Here is a 19,639-nt window from a genome sequence, read left to right as displayed (position 1 = left end):
CGCTACACCAGCTTGAACACGTCGTCGAAGCGGTTCAGCGACTCGTCGACCACCGCATCGGTATCGGCGCGGCTGGTGTAGATGCGGCTGCCGGCCAGGGTGATCAGCCCGTGCGCCGAATACGCCGCACCCATCTCCTCCATCATGTGCTTGCGCTCCTTGGCTTCGTTGCGCACGCGCCACAGCTTGTACAGGTTGCCGGTGTCCAGCAGCAGCACGCCGGAGGTCTGCAGGTGCACGATCGAGCCCATGTTGTAGACCACGTATGGCAGGCCGAGACGGCGGATGATCGCCTCCAGGCCCTGCCGCAGGCGATCGCCGGCGCGGCCGGCCTGGCCGGCGGCATCGCTGCTTTGCGCCTCCAGCAAGGCGTGGTAGCCGGCCACGCAGGACAGCGGATTGGCCGACAGCGTGCCGCCGACGAAGGCGCGCCGCGCGGTGGTGCCGATGCCGCCGACCAGGCTCATCATCACCTCGCGGCGGCCGCCGATCGCGCCGGCCATCGGATAGCCGCCGGCCAGGCACTTGCCGAGCACGGTGATGTCCGGCAGGACCCCGAAGTAGCCCTGCGCACCGCCCGGGCCGAGCCGGAAACCGGTGACCACTTCGTCGAAGATCAGCAGCGCACCGAACTCGTCGCACAACTTGCGCACCTGCCGGTTGTAGTCGTGGTGCACCGGCCGCGTGCCGCTCTCCGGCCCCAGCGGTTCCAGCAGCACCGCCGCGGTGCCGCCGCGCAGGCGATTGAACTGCAGCTTGCGCCGCAATGCCTCCAGATCGTTGGGATGGCATTCCTGGGTATAGGCGGTGGCGCCGCGCGGGATGCCGATCGCCTCCATGCGCCCGGTGCCCGGCAGGCGCATGCCGTACACCAGCTGGTCGCTCCAGCCGTGGTAGGCACCGCCGATCTTGATGATCCATTTCTTGCGGGTGTGGGTGCGGGCCAGGCGCACCGCGCCCATCACCGCCTCGGTGCCGGAGCCGAGCAGGCGCAGCATCTCCACCGCCGGCATGCTGGCGCAGACCAGTTCGGCCAGCTTGACCTCGTACTCGTGCAGCAGGCCGGTTACCGGGCCGCACTGGTCCAGCACCGCCTGCACATGCTCGCGCAGTTCCGGCGGATTGGACCCGAGCAGGGTCGGGCCGCCGGCCTGCAGGAAGTCGATGTAGCGGTTGCCGTCCACGTCGGTCAGGTACGCGCCATCGGCGCTGTGCATGGCCAGCGGGAACGGATGGTTGAACGCCAGGTTGTGCTGCACGCCACCGGGGATCACCTGCTTGGCCGCCTCGCCCAGGCGCTTGGAGCCCTGGCAGCGCTCGTCGAAATAGCGCATCACCTTGGCCATGCCGGCGGCGCCGATCGGCCGCATCGGCTGGTTCACCAATGCATGGAAGCGTGCGTACAGCTGGTCCACATCGGGCCACTGCGAAATGGCGGGGGTCTGGCTCATGGTCGGTGCCGGGCTCGGGGGAACGGAAACGGAAAACGCGTGCATGGGGTCAGGCCTCCAGTGCGGTGAGGACGGCGCGCAACGGCGCGGCCAGGCCGGCGTCGTGCAGGGCGCGGCGTTCGATGCGGCGCGCCAGGTGATCGCGCGCCACCTGCTCCAGCGCATCGACCGCGGCCACCGCCTGTTCCAGGCTGCGGCCGCAGCACAGCACGCCGTGGTTGCGCATCAGATAGGCGTTGCTCGACGGGCGCAGTTGCCGCGCCAGCAGCCAGGCCAGCAGCCCGGTGCCGGAGGGGAAGTAGCCGACCATCGGCACGCGGGCACCGATCGTTGCCTGCAACGCCGGATCCTCCACCGGCAGCGCCGCCCCCAGCAGCGCGCAGGCGCTGGCCACCGGCTGGTGGGTGTGGATGCTGCAGGCCACGTCGGGCCGGCGGCGCAGCACCTGCGCATGCAGGCCGGTCTCCACCGACGGCGTGGCGGCGCCGTCCAGTTGCCGCAGGTCGGCCAGGCGCACCACGCAGATGTCCTCGGCGCGCATCGCCAGGTAATCGATGGCCGACGGCGTCACCGCGAAGCGTTCGGCGTCCAGGCGCAGCGCGACGTTGCCGCCGGTGCCGGCCAGGTAGCCGCGCCGCGACAACTCCACGCACAGCGCGACAACGCGCGTGCGTTGTTCATGGGCAAACATGCTGGGGAACCTCCGGCACGCATTCGGGAACGGGATTCATGCGCCGGTAGATCGGCGCGAGGGTGCGCTGCAATTCGCGGAACATCGCATAGCGGTCGTCGTACAGCGCGCGGGTGAGCGGCGACGGCTCGTACACCCGGCGCGCGCGTTGCAGCGCCGGCAGGTCGGCGAAGCGCAGCCGGCCCAGGCCGACGCCGGCGATGAAGGTGGCGCCGATCGCATTGGCCTGGATCGGGTTGTGCAGTTGCCGGATCGGCTGGCCGCTGACGTCGGCGATGATCTGGCACCACAGGTCCGACTGCGCGCCGCCGCCGACCGCGGCGATCACGCCGGGATCGCGGCCGAGCAGGCGCGCGAACGGCTCCATCATCCAACGCGTGTTCAACGCCACGCCTTCCATGAAGGCACGGATGATGTCCTCGCGGGTGTGCATCAGCGACAGGTTGACCAGCCCGGCGCGCAGGCTGTGATCCTCCACCGGGGTGCGCTCGCCGAACAGCCACGGCATGTACACCAGGCCGTTGGCCCCGGGCGGCACGCGCGCGGCGATGACGTTGAGCACCTCGTACACGTCCGGGCGTTCTTCGTCGCGCAGCAGTTCGTCGGGATGGAACAGGATGCGGTCGCGCAGGAACGACAGGTTGGCGCCGGCGGTAGACTGCAGCGCCGTGGCCAGGTAGCGCCCGCTGACCGCGCACGGCACCGCGGCGATGTTGCTGAACACATCGGTCTTCATCCGCGGCACGTGCGCGCCCAGCCACGACGACGTGCCCAGGTACAGATGCGCGGCGTAGTCCTCGACCGCCGCGGCCACCGCCACCGCCGAGTTGTCGATGGCGCCGGCGATCACCCGGGTCTGCGGCGACAGCCCCAGCTGCGCCGCCACCTGCGGCAGCAGCGGCCCCAGCACCTCGGTGGAGGCCACCAGCTCCGGCAGCTTGTCGCGTTCGATGCCGAGCAAGCGCAGCAAGCCGTCGTCGTAGCGGATGCGCATCGGGTCGCGGTTGTCGGTGACCCAGGTGGTGAGCACCGAGTCGGCGGTGGCGCAGAAGCGCCCGGTCAGGCGCAGGTTGAGATAGTCCAGCGCGTTGAGGAACTTGTGCGTGCGCTGGTAGCGCTGCGGTTCGTGGTCGCGCAGGTAGGCGATGTGGCCGGCGCAGTCCTTGCCGCTGCCGGCCGGCGCGCCGCCGCTCAGGCGCAGCCAGCGCAGCAGTTTCAGCGGCGCATAGCCGCGCACGTTGAGCCAACGACCGCGCAGGCGCCGCGCGATCGCGGCCTGCCCGCGCATGTCCAGCCACAGCATGGCGTTGCCCAGCGCGCGGCCGTCGCGGTCCACGCACACGGTGCACTCGCCCTGGGTCGAGCAGCACACCGCGGTCACCCGCCGGCGCAACGACTCGCCGCCTTGCAGCACCGCCGCCGCGGTGACCAGCAAGGCGTTCCACCAGTCGCGCGGATCCTGCTCGGCGCAGACGCCGTGCACGTGCAGCGGCACCGGTTCGAACGCCCAGGCGATCACCTGGCCGTCCAGGGTGACCAGCGCGCACTTGCAGCCGGAGGTTCCCAGGTCCACCGCCAGCACCAGCGGCTGGTCGCCGCCCCGGTCGGCATCGAGCAGTTCGCTGCGCATGGGTCAGAACGTGTAGCCGATCGAGGCCACCAGGGTGTCGCCGTCGGTCTTGCGGATGCGCGCACCGTCCTGCACCCAGTACAGCTCGTGCGCGTTGACCCGGGTGCTGACCCAGTCCAGGTTCCAGTCCAGGCCCCAGCGCTTGTGGGTGACGCCGATCTGGTAGTCGGCGAAGCTGCCCTCGCTGAAGTTGCGCAGCTTCTGGTAGCCAGCATGCAGGCGCAGCGTGGTCGACGGCAGCACAGACGGCAGCAGCGGGGTCTGGTAGTTGAGATCGCCCAGCAGGGTGCCACGCGAATCGTGCTCGCCACGGGCGAAGCAGCGCAGCGCCACCGTCGGGTCGGCGGCGAACTGCAGGATCTGCGCGCACACCCCGCCGGTGTCGGCGCCGCGGTAGGTCTTGGAGAACACGTACAGCACACGGCCCTCGATCGCGCCGTAGCCGAGTTCGAGCACGCCGAAATTGCTGTCGTAGTCGGTACGACGGACATCCGCCGGGGTGCCGGTCTGCAGATCGATCTGGTGCGGGGCCAGGAAGCTGGCGCCGGGGAAGCGCTCGGTGGCCAGGCCGACGCCGGCATGCCAGGCATCGGGATTGCCGAAACGGTAGCCGGCCGCGGCGGTGATGCCCAACCCGTCGCCATCGAGGAACTGCTTCTTGCTGACCTTGGCCACCTCCAGCAGCGCGACGAAACCGCTGGCGTGCACGAACTGGGTGGTCCACTTCAGCGATGGGCGCATCAGCGAGTCGGACACGCCGCGCGTGCGCTGCTCGCTCATCAGCTTGATCTGGTTCTGGAACTCGTAATTGACCATGCCATCGGTGTCGGCCTGCTGGGCTTGGGCCTGGGCACAGCACGCGCCGTGCACGGCCAGTGCGCCCGCGAGGGTCGCCATGAAGCGGACTGCAGTCATCTCAATCTCCCCTGTTCGCTGAGGAAGGTGGGACGCGCGGCGGCCGTCGCCGGCCCGCACGTCGATGACGCCGGCGCGTTGCGCGCGCGGCGGGTGAATCACGTCGCGCAGACCGGCGTGCTGGGCAGCGCCTGCACGCGGGTGAAGCGTTCCGTCTCGCCGAGCACTTCCACGCCGACGAAGGCGCGCAGGTCCAGCGCCTTGCCGCTGGCGCGCAGCGTGGCCTTGTAGCGCTTGCCGCTGCGCGGATCGAAGGCCCAGCCGTCGCGCCAGGTATCGCCGTCCTCGCGCCCCAGACGCGCGATCTGCACGCCGCAGGTATCGGTGGCGGTGCCGGCGTCCTTGTCCCAGACGATGCGTCCGCACAAGGCCGTGGCCGCATCCGCGCACGGCGCGAACTCCACCACCGCGTCCTTGGCCGCGGTCAGCCACAGCCCCTGCGCCGCGGCCGGCGCCGCACACGCCGTCGCAGTCGCCAGCAGCCATCCCGCGATCACCACACCGACCGCGCCGTACCGCTTCATTCCCGGACTCGCCTGCATCGAACGCCCCCTCGCCATCGCGCAATTAAGTAGTGAAAACTACCGTATAGCGATCACTACCGTTTTGCAAGCATTGTCCGCACGTCCTTCGCTGCGGACCTGACGAGGCGCGCAAACGCCTGGATTTCAAGGGTTCGCGGGTGCAGCAGCATGCGTGCGACGGTCGATTTTTGCGGCGTTGCAACAGTCATCGGCGAGGACGGCGACGACAGATCGGTTCGCCCGATCGCCATGGCGTCGCACTGCGAACCGGGCGAATGCGCCAGCCGCGGCATCCAGCCACGCAGTCGCGCGCGGCCAAACCCGATCGGCGGCGTCAGGAAAATGAGGAGGGAAGAAGGCGTGTCGGCAGTCGCTGCCGCCTTGCTGCAGCAGCAACCGCCGCGACACCGCTATATCCACTGTCGCCCATGAGGGTCGGCAGCGCCGGTGCGGACCAGCGAGAGCGGTGGCGACCGGCACGATCGGCGGGTCAAAAGCGGCCGGCGATGGCACGGCCGCGATGGCGGGGATGGGTCCCGCTCAGTGCATCGGCGCCTCCCGCAAACGGGAAGCGCATGGAGGGATCAGGCGTCCTTGCCGGACACGTGCCCGTCGATCTTCGACGTCTGGTACAGCGCCATGCCGATGCGCTTGATCAGGCCGAGCTGCTGCTCCAGCCACCAGGCATGGTCTTCCTCGGTGTCGCGCAGCTGCGCCAGCAGCACGTCGCGGCTGACGTAGTCGCCGTGCTGCTCGCACAGCTTCATGCCCGCGGCCAGATTGGCGCGCACTTCGTACTCGACCTTCAGATCCTTCTCCAGCATCTCCTCGACCGTGCGCCCGGGTTCGAAGGCATGCGGGCGCATGTCCGGATCGCCCTCCAGGAACAGGATGCGCCGCAGCAGCGCATCGGCGTGCTCGGTCTCCTCTTCCATCTCGTGGTTGATGCGTTCGTACAGCGCCAGCAGGCCCTGGTCCTCGTAACGCCGCGAGTGGATGAAATACTGGTCGCGCGCGGCCAGTTCGCCGCGCAGCAGCTCCTTGAGGCATTGCACAACGTCGGGGTGTCCCTTCATGGGGCGGGCTCCGTGGGGTCGACTGAGGGCGCCATAGTGCCCGATGCCGCTGCGCCGCGTTCCAATCGGAATCATTCACATCCCGACTCGCACATCCGCGATGCGTGACCCCGCGCACAGCGCGCCGCGCCTACGCGGGAACGACACGCAGTCGTGTCTAGAATCGGAGACTTGCCCACCGGAGAGAGACGATGCGCGGTCGATGGAAACGCCTGCTGCTGGGGACGCTGCTGCTGACGGCGGCCGTGGCGCTGGGCATCTGGCTGCTGCTGCGCGGCAGCCTGCCCACGCTCGACGGCAAGGCCCCGCTGCAAGGCCTGCGCGCGCCGGCAAGCATCCAGCGCGACGCGCTGGGCGTGGTCACCATCGATGCCGCCGACGAGGCCGATGCGATGCGCGCACTCGGCTACGTGCACGCGCAGGAACGCTTCTTCGAGATGGACCTGCTGCGCCGCGCCGCCGCCGGCGAACTGTCCGAGCTGGTCGGTCCGCACGCGCTGGACGTGGACAAGGCACGGCGGGCGCATCGCCTGCGCGCGCGCAGCAGCGCGCAACTGGCCGCGTTCGCCGGCCAGCACGCGGCGGCCTTGCAGGCCTACAGCGCCGGCGTCAACCAGGGCCTGCACGCGTTGCGGGTACGGCCGTGGCCTTACCTGATGCTGTTCGCCGCGCCACGCGACTGGCAGCCGGTGGATTCGGCGCTGGCCGGCCAGGCGATGTACTTCGACCTGCAGGGCAAGCAGCTCGAACGCAAGCTGGCCCTGTACCGCCTGCAGCAGCGCTTGCCGGCGCCGCTGTACGCCCTGCTGCGCCATGAAGGCAGCAGTTGGGACGCGACACTGGACGGCAGCGTGCGCGGCGACGCGGCGCTGCCTGACGCCGGCCAGGTCGATCTGCGCCGCCTGGCAGGCGCGCCAGCCACCGCCGCGACCGAGGCGGCCGCCACCAGCGCGCCCGGCAGCAACAACTGGGCGATCGCCGGCAGCCGCACCGCCGACGGCCGCGCCATCGTCGCCAACGACATGCATCTGGGCCTGCGCGCGCCCAGCCTGTGGTTCCGCGTGCGCCTGCGCTATGCCGATGCGCAGGCGCCGGGCGGCCGCGTGGACGTGTCCGGATTCTCGCTGCCCGGCCTGCCGGCGGTGATCGTCGGCAGCAACGGTCACGTCGCCTGGGGGTTCACCAACAGCTATGCCGATACCGCCGACTGGTACCGGCTCACCCCGTGCGCCGCGGTGGCGCAGCCCGGCTGCACGCCGGTCACCGTGCATCGCGAACGCATCAAGGTCTCTGGCGCCCCCGACACCGAACTGCAGGTCGAAGACACCGCCTATGGCCCGATCCTGCAACACGAACCCGACGGCAGCGCGCTGGCGTTGCGCTGGGCCGCGCAGTTGCCCGGCGCACTGAATCTGGGACTGGCCGACTTCGCCCGCGCCGACACCCTGCCCGATGCCTTCGCCCGTGCGCAGCACATCGCCACGCCGGCGCAGAACCTGGTGCTGGCCGACCGCGACGGCCACATCGGCTGGCGCGTGCTCGGCCCGCTGCCGCTGCGCGGCCCGCACTGCGCGGCCGATGCGGTGATGCACGACGTGCGTGCGACGGTGCCGGCGGATGCCCGCTGCGCGCCATGGCCGCTGTCCACCAGCCAGTCGCCGCAGCGCATCGATCCCGTCGACGGGCAATTGTGGACCGCCAATGCCCGCGCGGTCGGCGGCGCCGAACTGGTACCGCTCGGCGACGGCGGCTACGCGCTGGGCGCGCGCGCCCAGCAGATCCGCGACGACCTGCGCCTGCACCCCCATCTCGACGAACAGCAGTTGCTGGCGATCCAGCTCGACGACCGCGCGCTGTTCCTGCAGCGCTGGTGGGCGCTGCTGCAGCAACGCGACGCGGGCACGGCCACGCCGGCGCTGCACGCCGTGTCGCAGGCGGCCGCGCACTGGGAGGGCCGCGCCAGCACCGGCTCGGTCAGCTATACCCTGGTCCGCGCGTGGCGCCTGGCGGTGCTGACCCGCATCCGCGATGGCCTGATCGCGCCGGCCCGTATCGGATCGAACGCAGAGACCGCGCCACCGCCGCTGCCGCAACTGGAAGGCGTGGCCTGGCCGCTGCTGCAGCAACAGCCGCTGCACCTGTTGCCGCGCCGCTACGGCAGCTGGCAGGCGCTGCTGGAGGACGCCGCCGCCGAGGTGCGCACGCACCTGCAGGCCGAAGGCCCGCTGGACACGCGCCGCTGGGGCCAGGAGAACCGTGCGGCGATCTGCCATCCGCTGGCGCAGGGCCTGCCGGCGCCGCTGCGCGGCTGGCTGTGCATGCCGGACACGCCACTGCCCGGCGACGACGACATGCCGCGGGTGCAGCGCCCGGCGTTCGGCGCCTCCGAGCGCATGGTGGTGGCACCGGGCCACGAGGCCGACGGCATCGTGCACATGCCCGGCGGCCAGAGCGGCCACCCGCTGTCGCCGTTCTGGGGGGCCGGCCACGCCGACTGGGTGCAGGGCCGCGCCACAAAGTTCCTGCCCGGCCCGACCCGGCACACGCTGACATTAAGCCCGTCCGCACCACAATGACCCGCGATCGGCTCCGCGCCGGCGTCCGACCGCAGACGCCGGCCTGCCTTCCCCCTTCCCCCACTGCCGAGTCCGCCTACCGATGAAGCGCCCTCCCCTGCTTGCCCTGTTGCTGCCGCTTGCCGCGGCCGTGTCGTTTTCCGCCTGTGCCACGCCAGCTGCCGACGCGCCCGCAGCCGCCTCCGACTGCAGCGTGCGCGCCCAACCCGGCGACGATCTGCAGGCCGCGATCGACCGCGTCCCCAACGACGGCAAACCCGCCACCGTGTGCCTGAGCGCCGGCGAGTTCCCGGTCGGCAAGCTGATCTCGATCCAGCGCGACGGCCTGCGCCTGCGCGGCCAGGGCGACAGCACCGTGCTGCGCATGCGCGACCACGTGCAGCAACCGACCATCGTCATCGGCGACTACCAGAACGAGCGCCCCATGCGGCCGATCCGCGACGTGCGCCTGGAGCAGCTGCAGATCGTCGGCGGCACCATCGACAAGGAGTTCATGCCCGAGCGCCCGTACCTCAGCAACAGCCTGGTGGTGGTGCGCAACGGCCAGGACATCCAGCTGACCCACCTGCGGGTGAGCAAGTGCCGCAGCGCCTGCCTGCTGAGCGAGTTCGACAGCCGCGACCTGCTGATCGCGCACAACGACGTCTCCGGCGCGACCTGGGATGGGGTGTCGTTCAACCGCACCGCCAAGGTCAAGCTGATCGACAACGTGATCCACGACAACGTCGCCGCCGGCATCACCACCGAGCACCTGGAAGACAGCGAGATCCGCGACAACCGCCTGGAGCGCAACGGCAGCCAGGGCGTGTACCTGGCCGACGCGCGGCGCAACCTGTTCGCGGGCAACCAGTTCATCGACAACAAGGGCGCCGGGCTCTACCTGACCTGCTCGATCCGCCAGCGCACGCCGCAGATCCTGTGCTGGGACAACAGCATGAGCCAGGACAACACGTTCGAGAACAACACCTTCCGCGGCAATCCCTACACCTACACCATCGGCGTGGACAGCGCGGCCAACTGCACCGGCCCGGAGTTCCGCCCCAACCTGTGGCGCAAGAGCAACCAGGCCGATGCCTCGGGCATCGACATCCAGCCCGAACGCTACGGCCACTGCGTGCGCTTCGAGTAAGCGCGCGCGGCTGCCGCGCCTGCGCACGCCACCCGGCCGGCCTTGAACAGGTCGGGCAGGCACGCCCGGCTGCGTCCAGTCGGGTGTCGGACCACCACCCAGGCGGGCGGCGTAATACTGCGACAAATCCATTAAAGCTCTGCCTGCAGCGGCCGCTAACCGGTGACGACGCCCCAGCGACCGACGGACCGCGCTGGACCACCGACCGGCCGTGCCGCAGACGCTGGAGTGCCGCGGCGCTCTGGGAGAGCAGATGAACTACCACCTTCATGTCCGCCGCACCCTCGACACGCCGATCCTGGCGATCCAGGGCCTGACCCTGTGCGTCTGGCTGGCGCTGCTGCTGTGCAACCCCTACCTGAGCCACCCACTGGACGCGCGCTACGCGCTGGCGTTCGTCGCCATGCTCGGCAGCGGCCTGGTCATGCGCATGGCCAGGCGGTCCTGGCAATGGCGGCTGGGCGCCTTCCTGTCGGTGATCGCATTCGATGCCGCGTTCCGGCTGCAACTGCATCACATGGGCGGCGCCAGCGCGACCTGGATGCTGCCGGTGGCGGTGACCCTGAGCCTGGGCTACAGCGTGCTGTTCTGCCACGCGCGCGACTATCTGCTGGCGCTGGCCTGCACCTGGGCGATCATGCTCGGCTGGCACGACAGCCTGGTGCCGGCGTCCGCCGACCTGCCGCTGCTGGAGATCCTGGTGGCGGCGGTGACCATGGTCGGGTTCGCGCTGAACCGCATCTTCGTCACCACCATGCGCAGCAACCACGCGCTGAAGGAAGGCTATCGGCGCCTGGCCGCGACCGACGCACTGACCGGCATCCCCAACCGGCGCGCGCTGATGGCCGACCTGCAGGCAGCGGTCGGCGCCCAGCACCCCGTGCAGTTGGCCATGCTGGACATCGACGACTTCGAGCGGATCGGCACCGAGCACGGCCACCACGTCGGCGATGCGGTGCTGCAGGCGCTGGCGACGGAACTGGTGCGGCTGGACCCGCGTTGCCGCGTCGGCCGCCTCGGCGGCGAGGAGTTCGGCCTGCTGTTCGAGGGCGTGTCGCAGGACAAGGCAAGCGCGCTGGTGCAGCGGCTGCAGCAGCGCATCCGCGGCCTGCGCGTGGACGGCGCCAGCTTCACCTGCAGCGTCGGCTTGGCCGCGTTGCCGGCCGGCGGCGAACTGTCCGACCTGCTCGCCCGCGCCGACCGCGCGCTGTCCGCTGCCCGGCAGGCGGGCAACGGCAGCCTACGCCTGGACGGCGCCATGCCGGTGTCGGCCGGCACGCCCGCGGCGTTCGCGGGCGATCCCGCGCTGCCGGCCGCCACGTCGCTGTAGCACGCAGCACCAACGGCCCCGCGGGGCGGCGCACGCTGCCGCCCCGCAGCGCACTCGCTCGTGGCGCACGCGCATCAGCCCGACGCAGACAGCGCAGACGCCCACCCCGCTTCACCGCCGCTGCGTGCGGCACCAACAGGCTGAACCGCAGGCGCTGCGGCCACTCAAGCCGCCACGCCGGCATGCCGATACGCTGCCATCGATCCATCGCGTGCGCGTCGGCGTCCGCACATCACGAACCGGCCGGGACGCGCCGTTGGGCAGCACATGACGTACCCGGAACACATCCGCCACCTGCTGGGCCGGTCGACCACGGCCATCCAAGCGCTGACCCTGTCGATCTGGGTCGCGACGCTGCTGTTCAATCCGTATCTGCAGCGCCCCTGGGGCCTGGTCAATTTGATACTGCTGGCCGCGCTGCTCGGCGCCGCCGCCTGCACCCTGCTGGTCCGCCGCTTCTGGCACTGGCGCCTGAGCGGCGCGCTGTACGTGCTGCTGCTGTCGTGGGCCTACCAGATCGAACTGCGGCAGATGGGCGCACACGGCGAATTTTGGTGGCTGCCGACCACGGTCACCCTGTGCCTGGGCATCAATCTGTTGTTCCCGTTCACGCGCGACTACCTGCTGGCGCTGGCATACACCTGGACGATCATGCTGACCGGTCGGGCGCTGCCACCGGCGGCCGCCAGCGACCCGATGCTGCTGGGTCTGCTGGTCGTCGCGGTATCGCTGATCGGCCTGGCCATGAACCGCACCTTCGCGCGCAGCATGCTGATCACCTACCGCCTGAAGGAAGACTACCGGCGCATCTCCGAGACCGATGCGCTGACCGGGCTGGCCAACCGGCGCGCGCTGATGGCGCAACTGCATGCGCTGGCGGCCGAGCGCGGTCGCCGCGGCACGCTGCAGTTCGCGATGCTGGACATCGACGATTTCAAGCAGGTCAACGACCGCCATGGCCACGATGTCGGCGATGCGGTGTTGCTGGCGCTGGCCGCCGAACTGACCGGGCTTGAGCACGGCTGCCGGGTCGGCCGGCTCGGCGGCGAGGAATTCGGCATCGTGCTCGACGGCATGAGCGACGCGCAGACCGATGCCCTGCTGCAGCGGCTGCTGGAACGCGTGCGACAGACCCGCGCCAAGGGCGTGGCCTTCACGTTCAGCGCCGGGGTCGCGCGCATGCATCCCGACGGCGACGTCTCGGATCTGCTCAAGCGTGCCGACCGTGCGCTGTATGCCGCCAAGCGCGACGGCAAGAGCCGGATCTGCCTCGACAGCGCCACAGGGCCCGCCGCCATGGCGGCCGTGCACGGCGCCCTCGACAGCGCGGCGCCGACCACGGATCCGGCATAGCGGAAGGCGCACGGCACGCATCGCCGGCGTCGCACACGCACGCTACCGGAGCAGCGCGACACGCCTGCGCTTGCGGCTACACCGCCCGCCACAGCAGGCGCAGGCCCAGGCCACTCATCAGCACCGCACTGAGCCGGTCCAGCGGCCGCCGCGCGCGCAGCCACCAGCGCCGCGGCGCCGGTGCCGACAGCAACCCTGCCACCAGCGCGAACCAGGCCGCATCGATGGCGAAGGCCAGCAATGGCAGCGCCACGTACTCGGCGGGTACGCGCTGCGCCGGCAGCAGCGCGGCGAACAGGCCGGCGAACACCAGCGCGGTCTGCGGGTTGCCGAGCTGGGTCGCCAGGCCCATAACGAAGGCCGAGCGCACGGCCGGCACCTGCTGTTCCGGCGCAATGGCGGCCACCGACGCCGGCGTCCGACACGCCCGCCAGGCCAGCCACAGCAGGTAGGCGGCACCGGCGACCGACAACGCGCGATGCAGCGCCGGCACCCGCTCCAGCAACGCCTGCAGGCCGAACAAGGCCGCCAACGCGAACAGCGCGCAGCCCACGCCCATGCCCAGTGCCGCGGCGAACCCGGCCGCACGCGAGCGCCCCGCGGCCAGCCGCGCCACCAGCAGGAAGCTGGCGCCGGGACTGATCGCCCCCAGCGTCAGCGCCCCGGCGATCGCCAGCAGGCTGGCGACGGTCACCCCAGCGCCTGCGCGTGCACCCCGGCCACCGCGCGACCTGAGGGATCGGCCATCGTCGCGAAGCTGGCATCCCAGGCGATCGCCGCCGGCGAGGAGCAGGCGATCGACTTGCCGCCGGGCACGGTTTCGGCCGCAGCCGGGGTCGGGAACACGCGCTCGAACAGGCTGCGGTAGTAATAGGCTTCCTTGGTCTGCGGCGGGTTCACCGGGAAGCGCTTGTCGGCCGCGGCCAGTTCGCGGTCGCTGACCTGGGCCTCGGCATGCGCCTTCAGCCCGTCGATCCAGCCGTAGCCGACGCCGTCGCTGAACTGCTCCTTCTGCCGCCACAGGATCGACTCGGGCAGGTAGCCCTCGAAGGCTTCGCGCAGCACCGCCTTCTCGATGCGCTTGCTGCCGTCGGCGCGGGTGCCGGCCATCTTGTACTGGGCGTCCATGCGCATGGCCACGTCCAGGAACTCCACGTCCAGGAACGGCACGCGCGGCTCCACGCCCCAGGCCATCATCGACTTGTTGGCGCGCAGGCAATCGTAGTTGTAAAGCGCGTCGAGCTTGCGGATCAGTTCCTCGTGGAATTCGCGGGCGTTCGGCGCCTTGTGGAAGTACAGGTAGCCGCCGAAGATCTCGTCGCTGCCTTCGCCGGACAGCACCATCTTCACCCCCATCGCCTTGATCCGCCGCGCCAGCAGGAACATCGGCGTGGAGGCGCGGATGGTGGTGACGTCGTAGGTCTCGATGTGCCGGATCACTTCCGGCAACGCGTCCAGGCCTTCCTCGAAGGTGTACTCGAAGCCGTGGTGCACGGTGCCCAGCGCCTCGCCGGCGATCGCCGCGGCGGCCAGATCCGGCGAGCCCTTCAGGCCGATCGCGAACGAGTGCAGGCGCGGCCACCAGGCCTCGGCCTCGTCGTTCTCCTCGATGCGCTTGCGCGCGAAACGCGCCGCCACCGCCGCCACCAGCGAGGAATCCAGGCCGCCGGAGAGCAGCACGCCGTACGGCACGTCGGTCATCAGCTGGCGATGCACGGCGCGCTCGAAGGCCTCGCGCAGTTCCTGCTTGCCGACCTCCACGCCCTGCACCGCGGCGTAGTCGCGCCAGGGCTTGCGGTAGTACTGCACGAGTTCGCCGCTGGCGCTGTCGTAGTAGTGGCCCGGCGGGAACTGGGCGACGTCGGCGCAGCTATCGGCCAGCGACTTCATCTCCGAGGCCACGCGCAGCCGGCCCTGCGCGTCATGGCCCCAGTACAGCGGGCACACGCCCATCGGATCGCGCGCGATCAGCACGCGCCCGGCGGCCTTGTCCCACAGCGCGAAGGCGAAAATGCCGTTGAGGCGGTTCAGCAGCGCGTCCGGCGTGGTTTCGCGGTACAGCGCGTTGATCACCTCGCAGTCCGAGCCGGTCTGGAAGGCGTAGGGCTGGGCGAGTTCCTTCTTCAGCTCGCGATGGTTGTAGATCTCGCCGTTGACCGCCAGCGCCAGCTGGCCGTCGTCGGAGAGCAGCGGCTGCGAGCCGCCGGCCGGGTCGACGATGGCCAGGCGCTCATGGACGAGGATCGCGCCGTCGTCGACATACACGCCGCTCCAGTCCGGGCCGCGGTGGCGCTGCCGCTGCGAGCAGTCCAGCGCCTGCCGCCGCAGCGCCTGCAGGTCGTCGCCCGGTTGCAGGCCGAAGATGCCGAAGATCGAACACATGGGAAAGCTCCTGATCGTGGGGTGGTGGTTGCGAAGGGGAGACACCCAGGCACAAAAAAACCCGCATCGGCCGATGCGGGTTTTCTGGTGGCTGGGCGTGGTGTTTCTGGTAGCGCCTAGTCGCAGACCCGCATCGGCCGCGCACGATTATTCGCCAGCGCATTATTGCGGCCGTTGGCGTTGATCGAGCGGAGGGCGGACAGCGAGGTCATGGGGCGACCGTAACCCGGCGCGCGGGCCGGCGCAACTGTTACCGCAGCAACCGTTCGATCAGGCGCAGGTACAGCTCCGGCAGCGCCTCCAGGTCGGCCACGCGCACGTGCTCGTCGACCTGGTGGATGCTGGCGTTGACCGGGCCGACCTCGATGCATTGCGCGCCCAGCGGCGCGATGAAGCGCGCATCGGAGGTACCGCCGCCGGTGCTCTCCTCCGGCGGCGCGCCGGCGACCTCGCCCAGCACCTCGCGCGCCACCCGGCGCAGCGTGCCTTCCGGGGTGTAGAACGGCTCGCCGCTGCGGTGCCAGCGCAGCTCGTAGTCCAGGCCATGGCGATCGAACAGCGCGGCGATTTCCGTTTCCAGCCGCGGCGCATCCCAGTGCGGGGTGTAGCGCAGGTTGAAGGCGACCTGCAGTTCGCCGGGGATGACGTTGTTGGCGCCGGTACCGGCATGCACGTTGGAGATCTGCAGGCTGGTCGGCGGGAAGCTCTCATAGCCGTCGTCCCAATGCCGCGCGACCAGATCGGCCAGCGCCGGCGCGGCCAGGTGGATCGGGTTGCGCGCCTTGTGCGGATAGGCCACGTGCCCCTGCACGCCGCGCACGCGCAACGCACCGGAGAGGCTGCCGCGACGGCCGACCCGCAGCAGGTCGCCGAGCCGTTCGGTGGACGAGGGCTCGCCGGTGATGCACCAGTCGATGCGTTCGCCGCGCTCGGCGAACAGCCGCGCCACGTGGCGCACGCCGTCGATCGCATCGCCTTCCTCGTCGCTGGTCAGCAGCAGCGCCAGCGTGCCCGGGTGCTGCGGCTGCGCGGCCACGAACCGTTCGGCGGCGACCACGAAGGCGGCCACGCTGCCCTTCATGTCGGCGGCGCCGCGCCCGTACAGCACGCCATCGCGCACCTGCGGCGCGAACGGATCGCTGCTCCAGGCCTCGCGCGGCCCCGGCGGCACCACGTCGGTATGGCCGAGCAGCGCCAGCACCGGACCGTCGCCGCCACGGTGCGTCGCCCACAGGTTGTCGACCTGGCCGCAGCGCAGCCGCTCGATGGCGAAACCGGCGCGCTGCAGCCGCTGTGCGATCAGTTCCTGGCACCCGGCATCGTCGGGGGTGACCGACGGGCGGGCGATCAGGTCGCAGGCGAGTTCAAGGACATCGGACATGCAGGGACACCGTTGGAAAACACGAGGAAGACGCGATGCGGATCGGCGGCGGCAGCGTCGCGTGCCGGCGGCGCACGGCGTGCAGTGTACGAGTGGGAGTGGCGGATTCGAAGCATCTGCCGGGATCGCCGGACGGGTGCGCGAGCGCGGCGCCAGCCGTCGCTACGGCGCGATGCCCGGCCAGCGCATGCATTGCACGCGCACCGCGAAAGCTTCGTTGCCGGGCATGCGTCCGCCGTGCGTGCCGGTTTCGACGAAACCGCAGGCGCGGTAGAACGCCAGCGCCGCGGCATTACCCTCAAGCAATTCCAGCGTCAGCCCGACCGGGCTGGCACCCTGCACTGCGGCCACCAGCGCCTGACCGACGCCGCGCCGGCGCGCGGCCGGATCCACGTACAGCCAGGCCAGTTCCCCGCTATCGTCGGCGACGAAGCCGAGCACCTGACCCTGCGCTTCTGCGACCTGCACGCGGTAGTCGAACAGGCCTTCGCGCTCGGCCGCGATCGGCAGCGGCAGGAACGCCTCCGGCAGCCCCGCCGCCTGCAGTTCCTCCAGGCGCGCGGCATCGTGGATGGCGCACAGGCGCGCCCAGTCGTCGGCCCGGTACGGGCGGATGTTCACGCGATCCCGAATCGCTGCTTGAAGCCGTTGTCGGAAAAGCCCTGGCTGAGCCGGCCATCGTCGGTCACCACCACCGGCCGCCGGATCAGTTGCGGATATTCGCGCAGCACCAGCTTCCATTCGGCATCCGAACCTGGGGCTTTCTTGTTGTCGGGCAGTTGCCGCCAGGTGGTGGAGGACTTGTTGACCAGCGCATCGAATCCACCGGCCTGGCCGGCCCAGTCCAGCAGGGTCTCCGGGGTCGGCTTGTGCTCGCGGTAATCGACGAAGGTGTAGGCCACGCCGAAGCGGTCCAGCCACTTGGTCGCCTTCTTGCAGGTGTCGCAGTTCTTCAATCCGTACAACGTCGTCATCGAAACATCCCTTCAAGCGAATGAAGCCCCTCTCCCACCGGGAGAGGGGTTGGGGTGAGGGTCGGTCGGCCCAGGACAGATCGCACCCAAAGCGCCGCGCACAGCCTTTCGGCGGGCGATGCCATCAGGAGACGAACCGGGCATGCCGTCATCGACAGGCAGCAGCGCGCGTGATCTTACCCGCCGCGCGCGCCATCGGCCTCCCAGGCGCAAGAAGACGCCGCCAGGCCTCACTGCGCCGGCACTTCCTGGAGCTTGGCCGAGTCGATCCGCCAACGCAGCTGCGCCGCCGAAGCGCCGTCCACGCCGTTGACCCGGCGCAGGACGTAGTCGCCGCGGAAGCGTTGCCGCGTGCCGTCGGCCAGCGTCGCCTCCACGGTGACCGGCACCGGCTGGTACACCGAACCGGCGGCGCCATCGCTGGCGCCCAGCGTGCCGATCGTCGCCTTCACCGCACGCGTCTGCGCGAAGCCGGCCTCGAAGGCCTCGTAGGACTGCCCCGGGCGCCCGTCCTCGCCCCACTGCTGCCAGGCCGTGGCGTAGTCGCGCGCGTTGATCGCCGCGTAGTAGCGCCGCACCACGTCGGCCGCGGCCTGCGGGCTGTCGGCGGCCGGGCCGCACCCGGCGGTGGTCGGCCCGTCGCGGCCGAGCAGCGCGCAGCTACGCGCGATCTCGTCGTCGATCATGGCGCAGCTGTTGGCGGCGTTGCAGGGCGGGTGCGTGGCCGGCGACACCGAGCGACAGGTGGCCACACGCGCCGCCGCGGCGTCGGCGCCGATCTCGTCGGCGCAGGACAGCGGCGCGCCCGCCGCGCCGGCAGCCCCCGCCGTCGTCGCAGGCGCTTGCGCCGGCGCAGGTGTCGCGGCCGGCGCCGGATTGGGCGCAGCGGCGGCCGCCGCAGGCGTGTCGCCCTGCTTGGGCGCCGTCGGCGCCGGCGTGCCCTCACGGCCGCACCCGGACAGCGCGAACGCCGCCGTCATCCAGCAAGCCCACATGATCGTACGCATCGGTCTCTCCTGTTCGTTCGTGGCAGCGATCGGCGGCGTGGCGCCAGGCCTCGACCGTTCCGCACCCTGACGTGGCGGCAGTGGCGCAATCGCGTGCGCCAGCGTATCGGGCCACCCATGTACGTCGGGTATGCACAGCGCTCCTGACCGGCCGCGGGATCGCCTGGTTCAACCGACGGCCGGCCGTCCATCTCCTGCGCCGTCGATCACCAAGGCGGAGGCGAGCGTCGACGCAACAGGGCACGGCGACGCTGCGGTGCAACCGGCGCACATGGCCCTGTGCCGCGGGCATGCGACGGAACCGCTCGAACATGTTGCACGCTGCCGGCGTTACCCAGGCGGCAGGCGCTCAGAGCAGCCGTTCGGACACCACCCGGAACGCGACACGCGGCAGGCGGAAGGCCAATCCGTCCTCCAGTGCGACGCCCATTGCCTGCAGCCTTGGGCAGCCCAGCGCACCGGTCAACTGCAACGGCTGCAGCGTAGCCGGGTCCACCGGCAGGGCGATGCGGGTGCTGGCCCAGCGTCCGTCGCAGGTCCGCGCGATGGCCTCGTCCTGGCAGGTGAGGAAGCGCAGCAGGGCCTCGCGCGTGGCGAACGCCGGCGTCCAGTCGGCATCGTGCCAGGCCTCGGCAGGCTGCCAGTGCAGTTGCAGCGCGGGCGCGCTGCCCTGCCCCGGCTCGATCTGCGTACGGCCGCTGCCATCGGACCGCAACGCGTGCACGAAGCGCGCGGCCAGGTGCGGCTGCATGGCGTCGCTGGCAGCGCGTGCGCCGGCCACGTAGGCCAGCCCATCCATCACGTTGCAGTCGAACAGCACTACCGGCCCGGCACTCGCCTCGTCCACGCGACGCAGGTACCACCGCCAGTTGCTCTGCAGCGGCGATGGCAGCAGCTTCCGCAGCGGCCCGGCCAGGGCCGGACCGAAATGGCCATGGCGATAGCTGAGGATGGTGTACGGCGTACGCCCCTGGTGGACGACACGGGCGTAGCCCGGCGGCGGTGGCGGGGCGTGACGCACGTCGACCCACCAGTTCAGGTAGACCACCTCGCGCACGTCGCTCGCAAGCGCCGGCAGCGGCCAGCGTTGCGCCAACGCACGCCGCAGCCGGGTCCAGCCAGGCGCATGCAGCAGGCGCGGCAGCGCGCGCCCGTACCAGGCGGCGGACGGGTGCCGGTAAGCCGCGGCCTCGGCCAGGTCCGGCACCGCCGCCGGCATC

At 70.8% G+C, this 19,639-nt stretch carries 18 protein-coding genes; 5 read left to right on the top strand and 13 right to left on the bottom strand.

Annotation, left to right across the window (positions count from 1 at the left end; genetic code table 11):
* Window positions 1-2: 2 nt before the first annotated feature.
* The 5 genes from AC1PMG_RS07385 to AC1PMG_RS07365 form a co-directional block, all read right to left on the bottom strand.
* Window positions 3-1,451 carry an aspartate aminotransferase family protein gene (locus AC1PMG_RS07385; protein ID WP_481111158.1) on the bottom strand — a complete coding sequence of 483 codons (1,449 nt, stop codon included), beginning with the start codon at window positions 1,449-1,451 and terminating at the stop codon, window positions 3-5.
* A gap of 49 nt (window positions 1,452-1,500) precedes the next feature.
* Window positions 1,501-2,142 carry a class II aldolase/adducin family protein gene (locus tag AC1PMG_RS07380; RefSeq protein ID WP_481111157.1) on the bottom strand — a complete coding sequence of 214 codons (642 nt, stop codon included), beginning with the start codon at window positions 2,140-2,142 and terminating at the stop codon, window positions 1,501-1,503.
* Window positions 2,129-3,772, bottom strand: coding sequence for a xylulokinase (locus tag AC1PMG_RS07375; protein WP_481111156.1), 1,644 nt, complete (start codon window positions 3,770-3,772; stop codon window positions 2,129-2,131). The genes AC1PMG_RS07380 and AC1PMG_RS07375 overlap by 14 nt, the downstream gene beginning before the upstream one ends.
* Window positions 3,773-3,775: 3 nt before the next feature.
* A complete protein-coding gene (locus AC1PMG_RS07370; protein WP_481111634.1) occupies window positions 3,776-4,669 on the bottom strand; it encodes a TorF family putative porin in 894 nt (297 codons plus the stop codon).
* A 116-nt stretch (window positions 4,670-4,785) separates the two neighbouring features.
* Window positions 4,786-5,211 carry a DUF2147 domain-containing protein gene (locus AC1PMG_RS07365; RefSeq protein ID WP_481111155.1) on the bottom strand — a complete coding sequence of 142 codons (426 nt, stop codon included), beginning with the start codon at window positions 5,209-5,211 and terminating at the stop codon, window positions 4,786-4,788.
* Window positions 5,212-5,379: 168 nt separating this feature from the next.
* Here AC1PMG_RS07365 and AC1PMG_RS07360 point away from each other — a divergent pair, with 168 nt between their 5' ends.
* Complete coding sequence (locus AC1PMG_RS07360; protein WP_481111154.1) at window positions 5,380-5,643, top strand: hypothetical protein; 264 nt, start codon at window positions 5,380-5,382, stop codon at window positions 5,641-5,643.
* 152 nt (window positions 5,644-5,795) lie between these two features.
* Here AC1PMG_RS07360 and bfr read toward each other — a convergent pair whose 3' ends face one another.
* Window positions 5,796-6,287, bottom strand: a complete 492-nt coding sequence (gene bfr / locus AC1PMG_RS07355; RefSeq protein WP_026143459.1) for a bacterioferritin — start codon at window positions 6,285-6,287, stop codon at window positions 5,796-5,798.
* A 191-nt stretch (window positions 6,288-6,478) separates the two neighbouring features.
* Between bfr and AC1PMG_RS07350 the strand changes: the two genes are divergently transcribed.
* The 4 genes from AC1PMG_RS07350 (at window position 6,479) to AC1PMG_RS07335 (ending at window position 12,675) form a co-directional block, all read left to right on the top strand.
* On the top strand, window positions 6,479-8,863 hold the full coding sequence (locus AC1PMG_RS07350; RefSeq protein ID WP_481111153.1) for a penicillin acylase family protein: 2,385 nt from the start codon (window positions 6,479-6,481) through the stop codon (window positions 8,861-8,863).
* A gap of 82 nt (window positions 8,864-8,945) precedes the next feature.
* Window positions 8,946-9,992: a right-handed parallel beta-helix repeat-containing protein gene (locus AC1PMG_RS07345; RefSeq protein ID WP_481111152.1), complete on the top strand. Its 1,047-nt coding sequence runs from the start codon at window positions 8,946-8,948 to the stop codon at window positions 9,990-9,992.
* A gap of 253 nt (window positions 9,993-10,245) precedes the next feature.
* On the top strand, window positions 10,246-11,322 hold the full coding sequence (locus tag AC1PMG_RS07340; protein WP_481111151.1) for a GGDEF domain-containing protein: 1,077 nt from the start codon (window positions 10,246-10,248) through the stop codon (window positions 11,320-11,322).
* A gap of 267 nt (window positions 11,323-11,589) precedes the next feature.
* On the top strand, window positions 11,590-12,675 hold the full coding sequence (locus tag AC1PMG_RS07335) for a GGDEF domain-containing protein (RefSeq protein WP_481111150.1): 1,086 nt from the start codon (window positions 11,590-11,592) through the stop codon (window positions 12,673-12,675).
* Between the two features lie 76 nt (window positions 12,676-12,751).
* Here AC1PMG_RS07335 and AC1PMG_RS07330 read toward each other — a convergent pair whose 3' ends face one another.
* From AC1PMG_RS07330 to AC1PMG_RS07300, 7 genes are all read right to left on the bottom strand, one after another.
* Window positions 12,752-13,369, bottom strand: coding sequence for a LysE family translocator (locus AC1PMG_RS07330; protein WP_481111149.1), 618 nt, complete (start codon window positions 13,367-13,369; stop codon window positions 12,752-12,754).
* Window positions 13,366-15,057, bottom strand: coding sequence for an asparagine synthase B (asnB, locus tag AC1PMG_RS07325; RefSeq protein WP_481111148.1), 1,692 nt, complete (start codon window positions 15,055-15,057; stop codon window positions 13,366-13,368). Before asnB ends, AC1PMG_RS07330 begins: the two co-directional genes overlap by 4 nt.
* Before the next feature lie 250 nt (window positions 15,058-15,307).
* Entirely contained in the window at window positions 15,308-16,438 is a 1,131-nt protein-coding gene (gene dapE, locus AC1PMG_RS07320; RefSeq protein ID WP_481111147.1) for a succinyl-diaminopimelate desuccinylase, read from the bottom strand.
* A gap of 162 nt (window positions 16,439-16,600) precedes the next feature.
* On the bottom strand, window positions 16,601-17,059 hold the full coding sequence (locus tag AC1PMG_RS07315; protein WP_481111146.1) for an N-acetyltransferase family protein: 459 nt from the start codon (window positions 17,057-17,059) through the stop codon (window positions 16,601-16,603).
* Complete coding sequence (locus tag AC1PMG_RS07310) at window positions 17,056-17,412, bottom strand: arsenate reductase (protein WP_481111145.1); 357 nt, start codon at window positions 17,410-17,412, stop codon at window positions 17,056-17,058. Before AC1PMG_RS07310 ends, AC1PMG_RS07315 begins: the two co-directional genes overlap by 4 nt.
* A 230-nt stretch (window positions 17,413-17,642) precedes the next feature.
* Window positions 17,643-18,419 (bottom strand): hypothetical protein, encoded by a 777-nt coding sequence (locus AC1PMG_RS07305; protein ID WP_481111144.1) that lies wholly within the window; start codon window positions 18,417-18,419, stop codon window positions 17,643-17,645.
* Window positions 18,420-18,768: 349 nt separating this feature from the next.
* Window positions 18,769-19,638 (bottom strand): hypothetical protein, encoded by an 870-nt coding sequence (locus AC1PMG_RS07300; protein WP_481111143.1) that lies wholly within the window; start codon window positions 19,636-19,638, stop codon window positions 18,769-18,771.
* Window position 19,639 lies beyond the last annotated feature (1 nt).

The sequence above is a fragment of the Xanthomonas sp. NCPPB 2250 genome, from assembly GCF_056725265.1.
The sequence above is the reverse complement of the archived record's forward strand: the minus strand, read 5'-3'. Positions and strand labels throughout refer to the sequence as shown.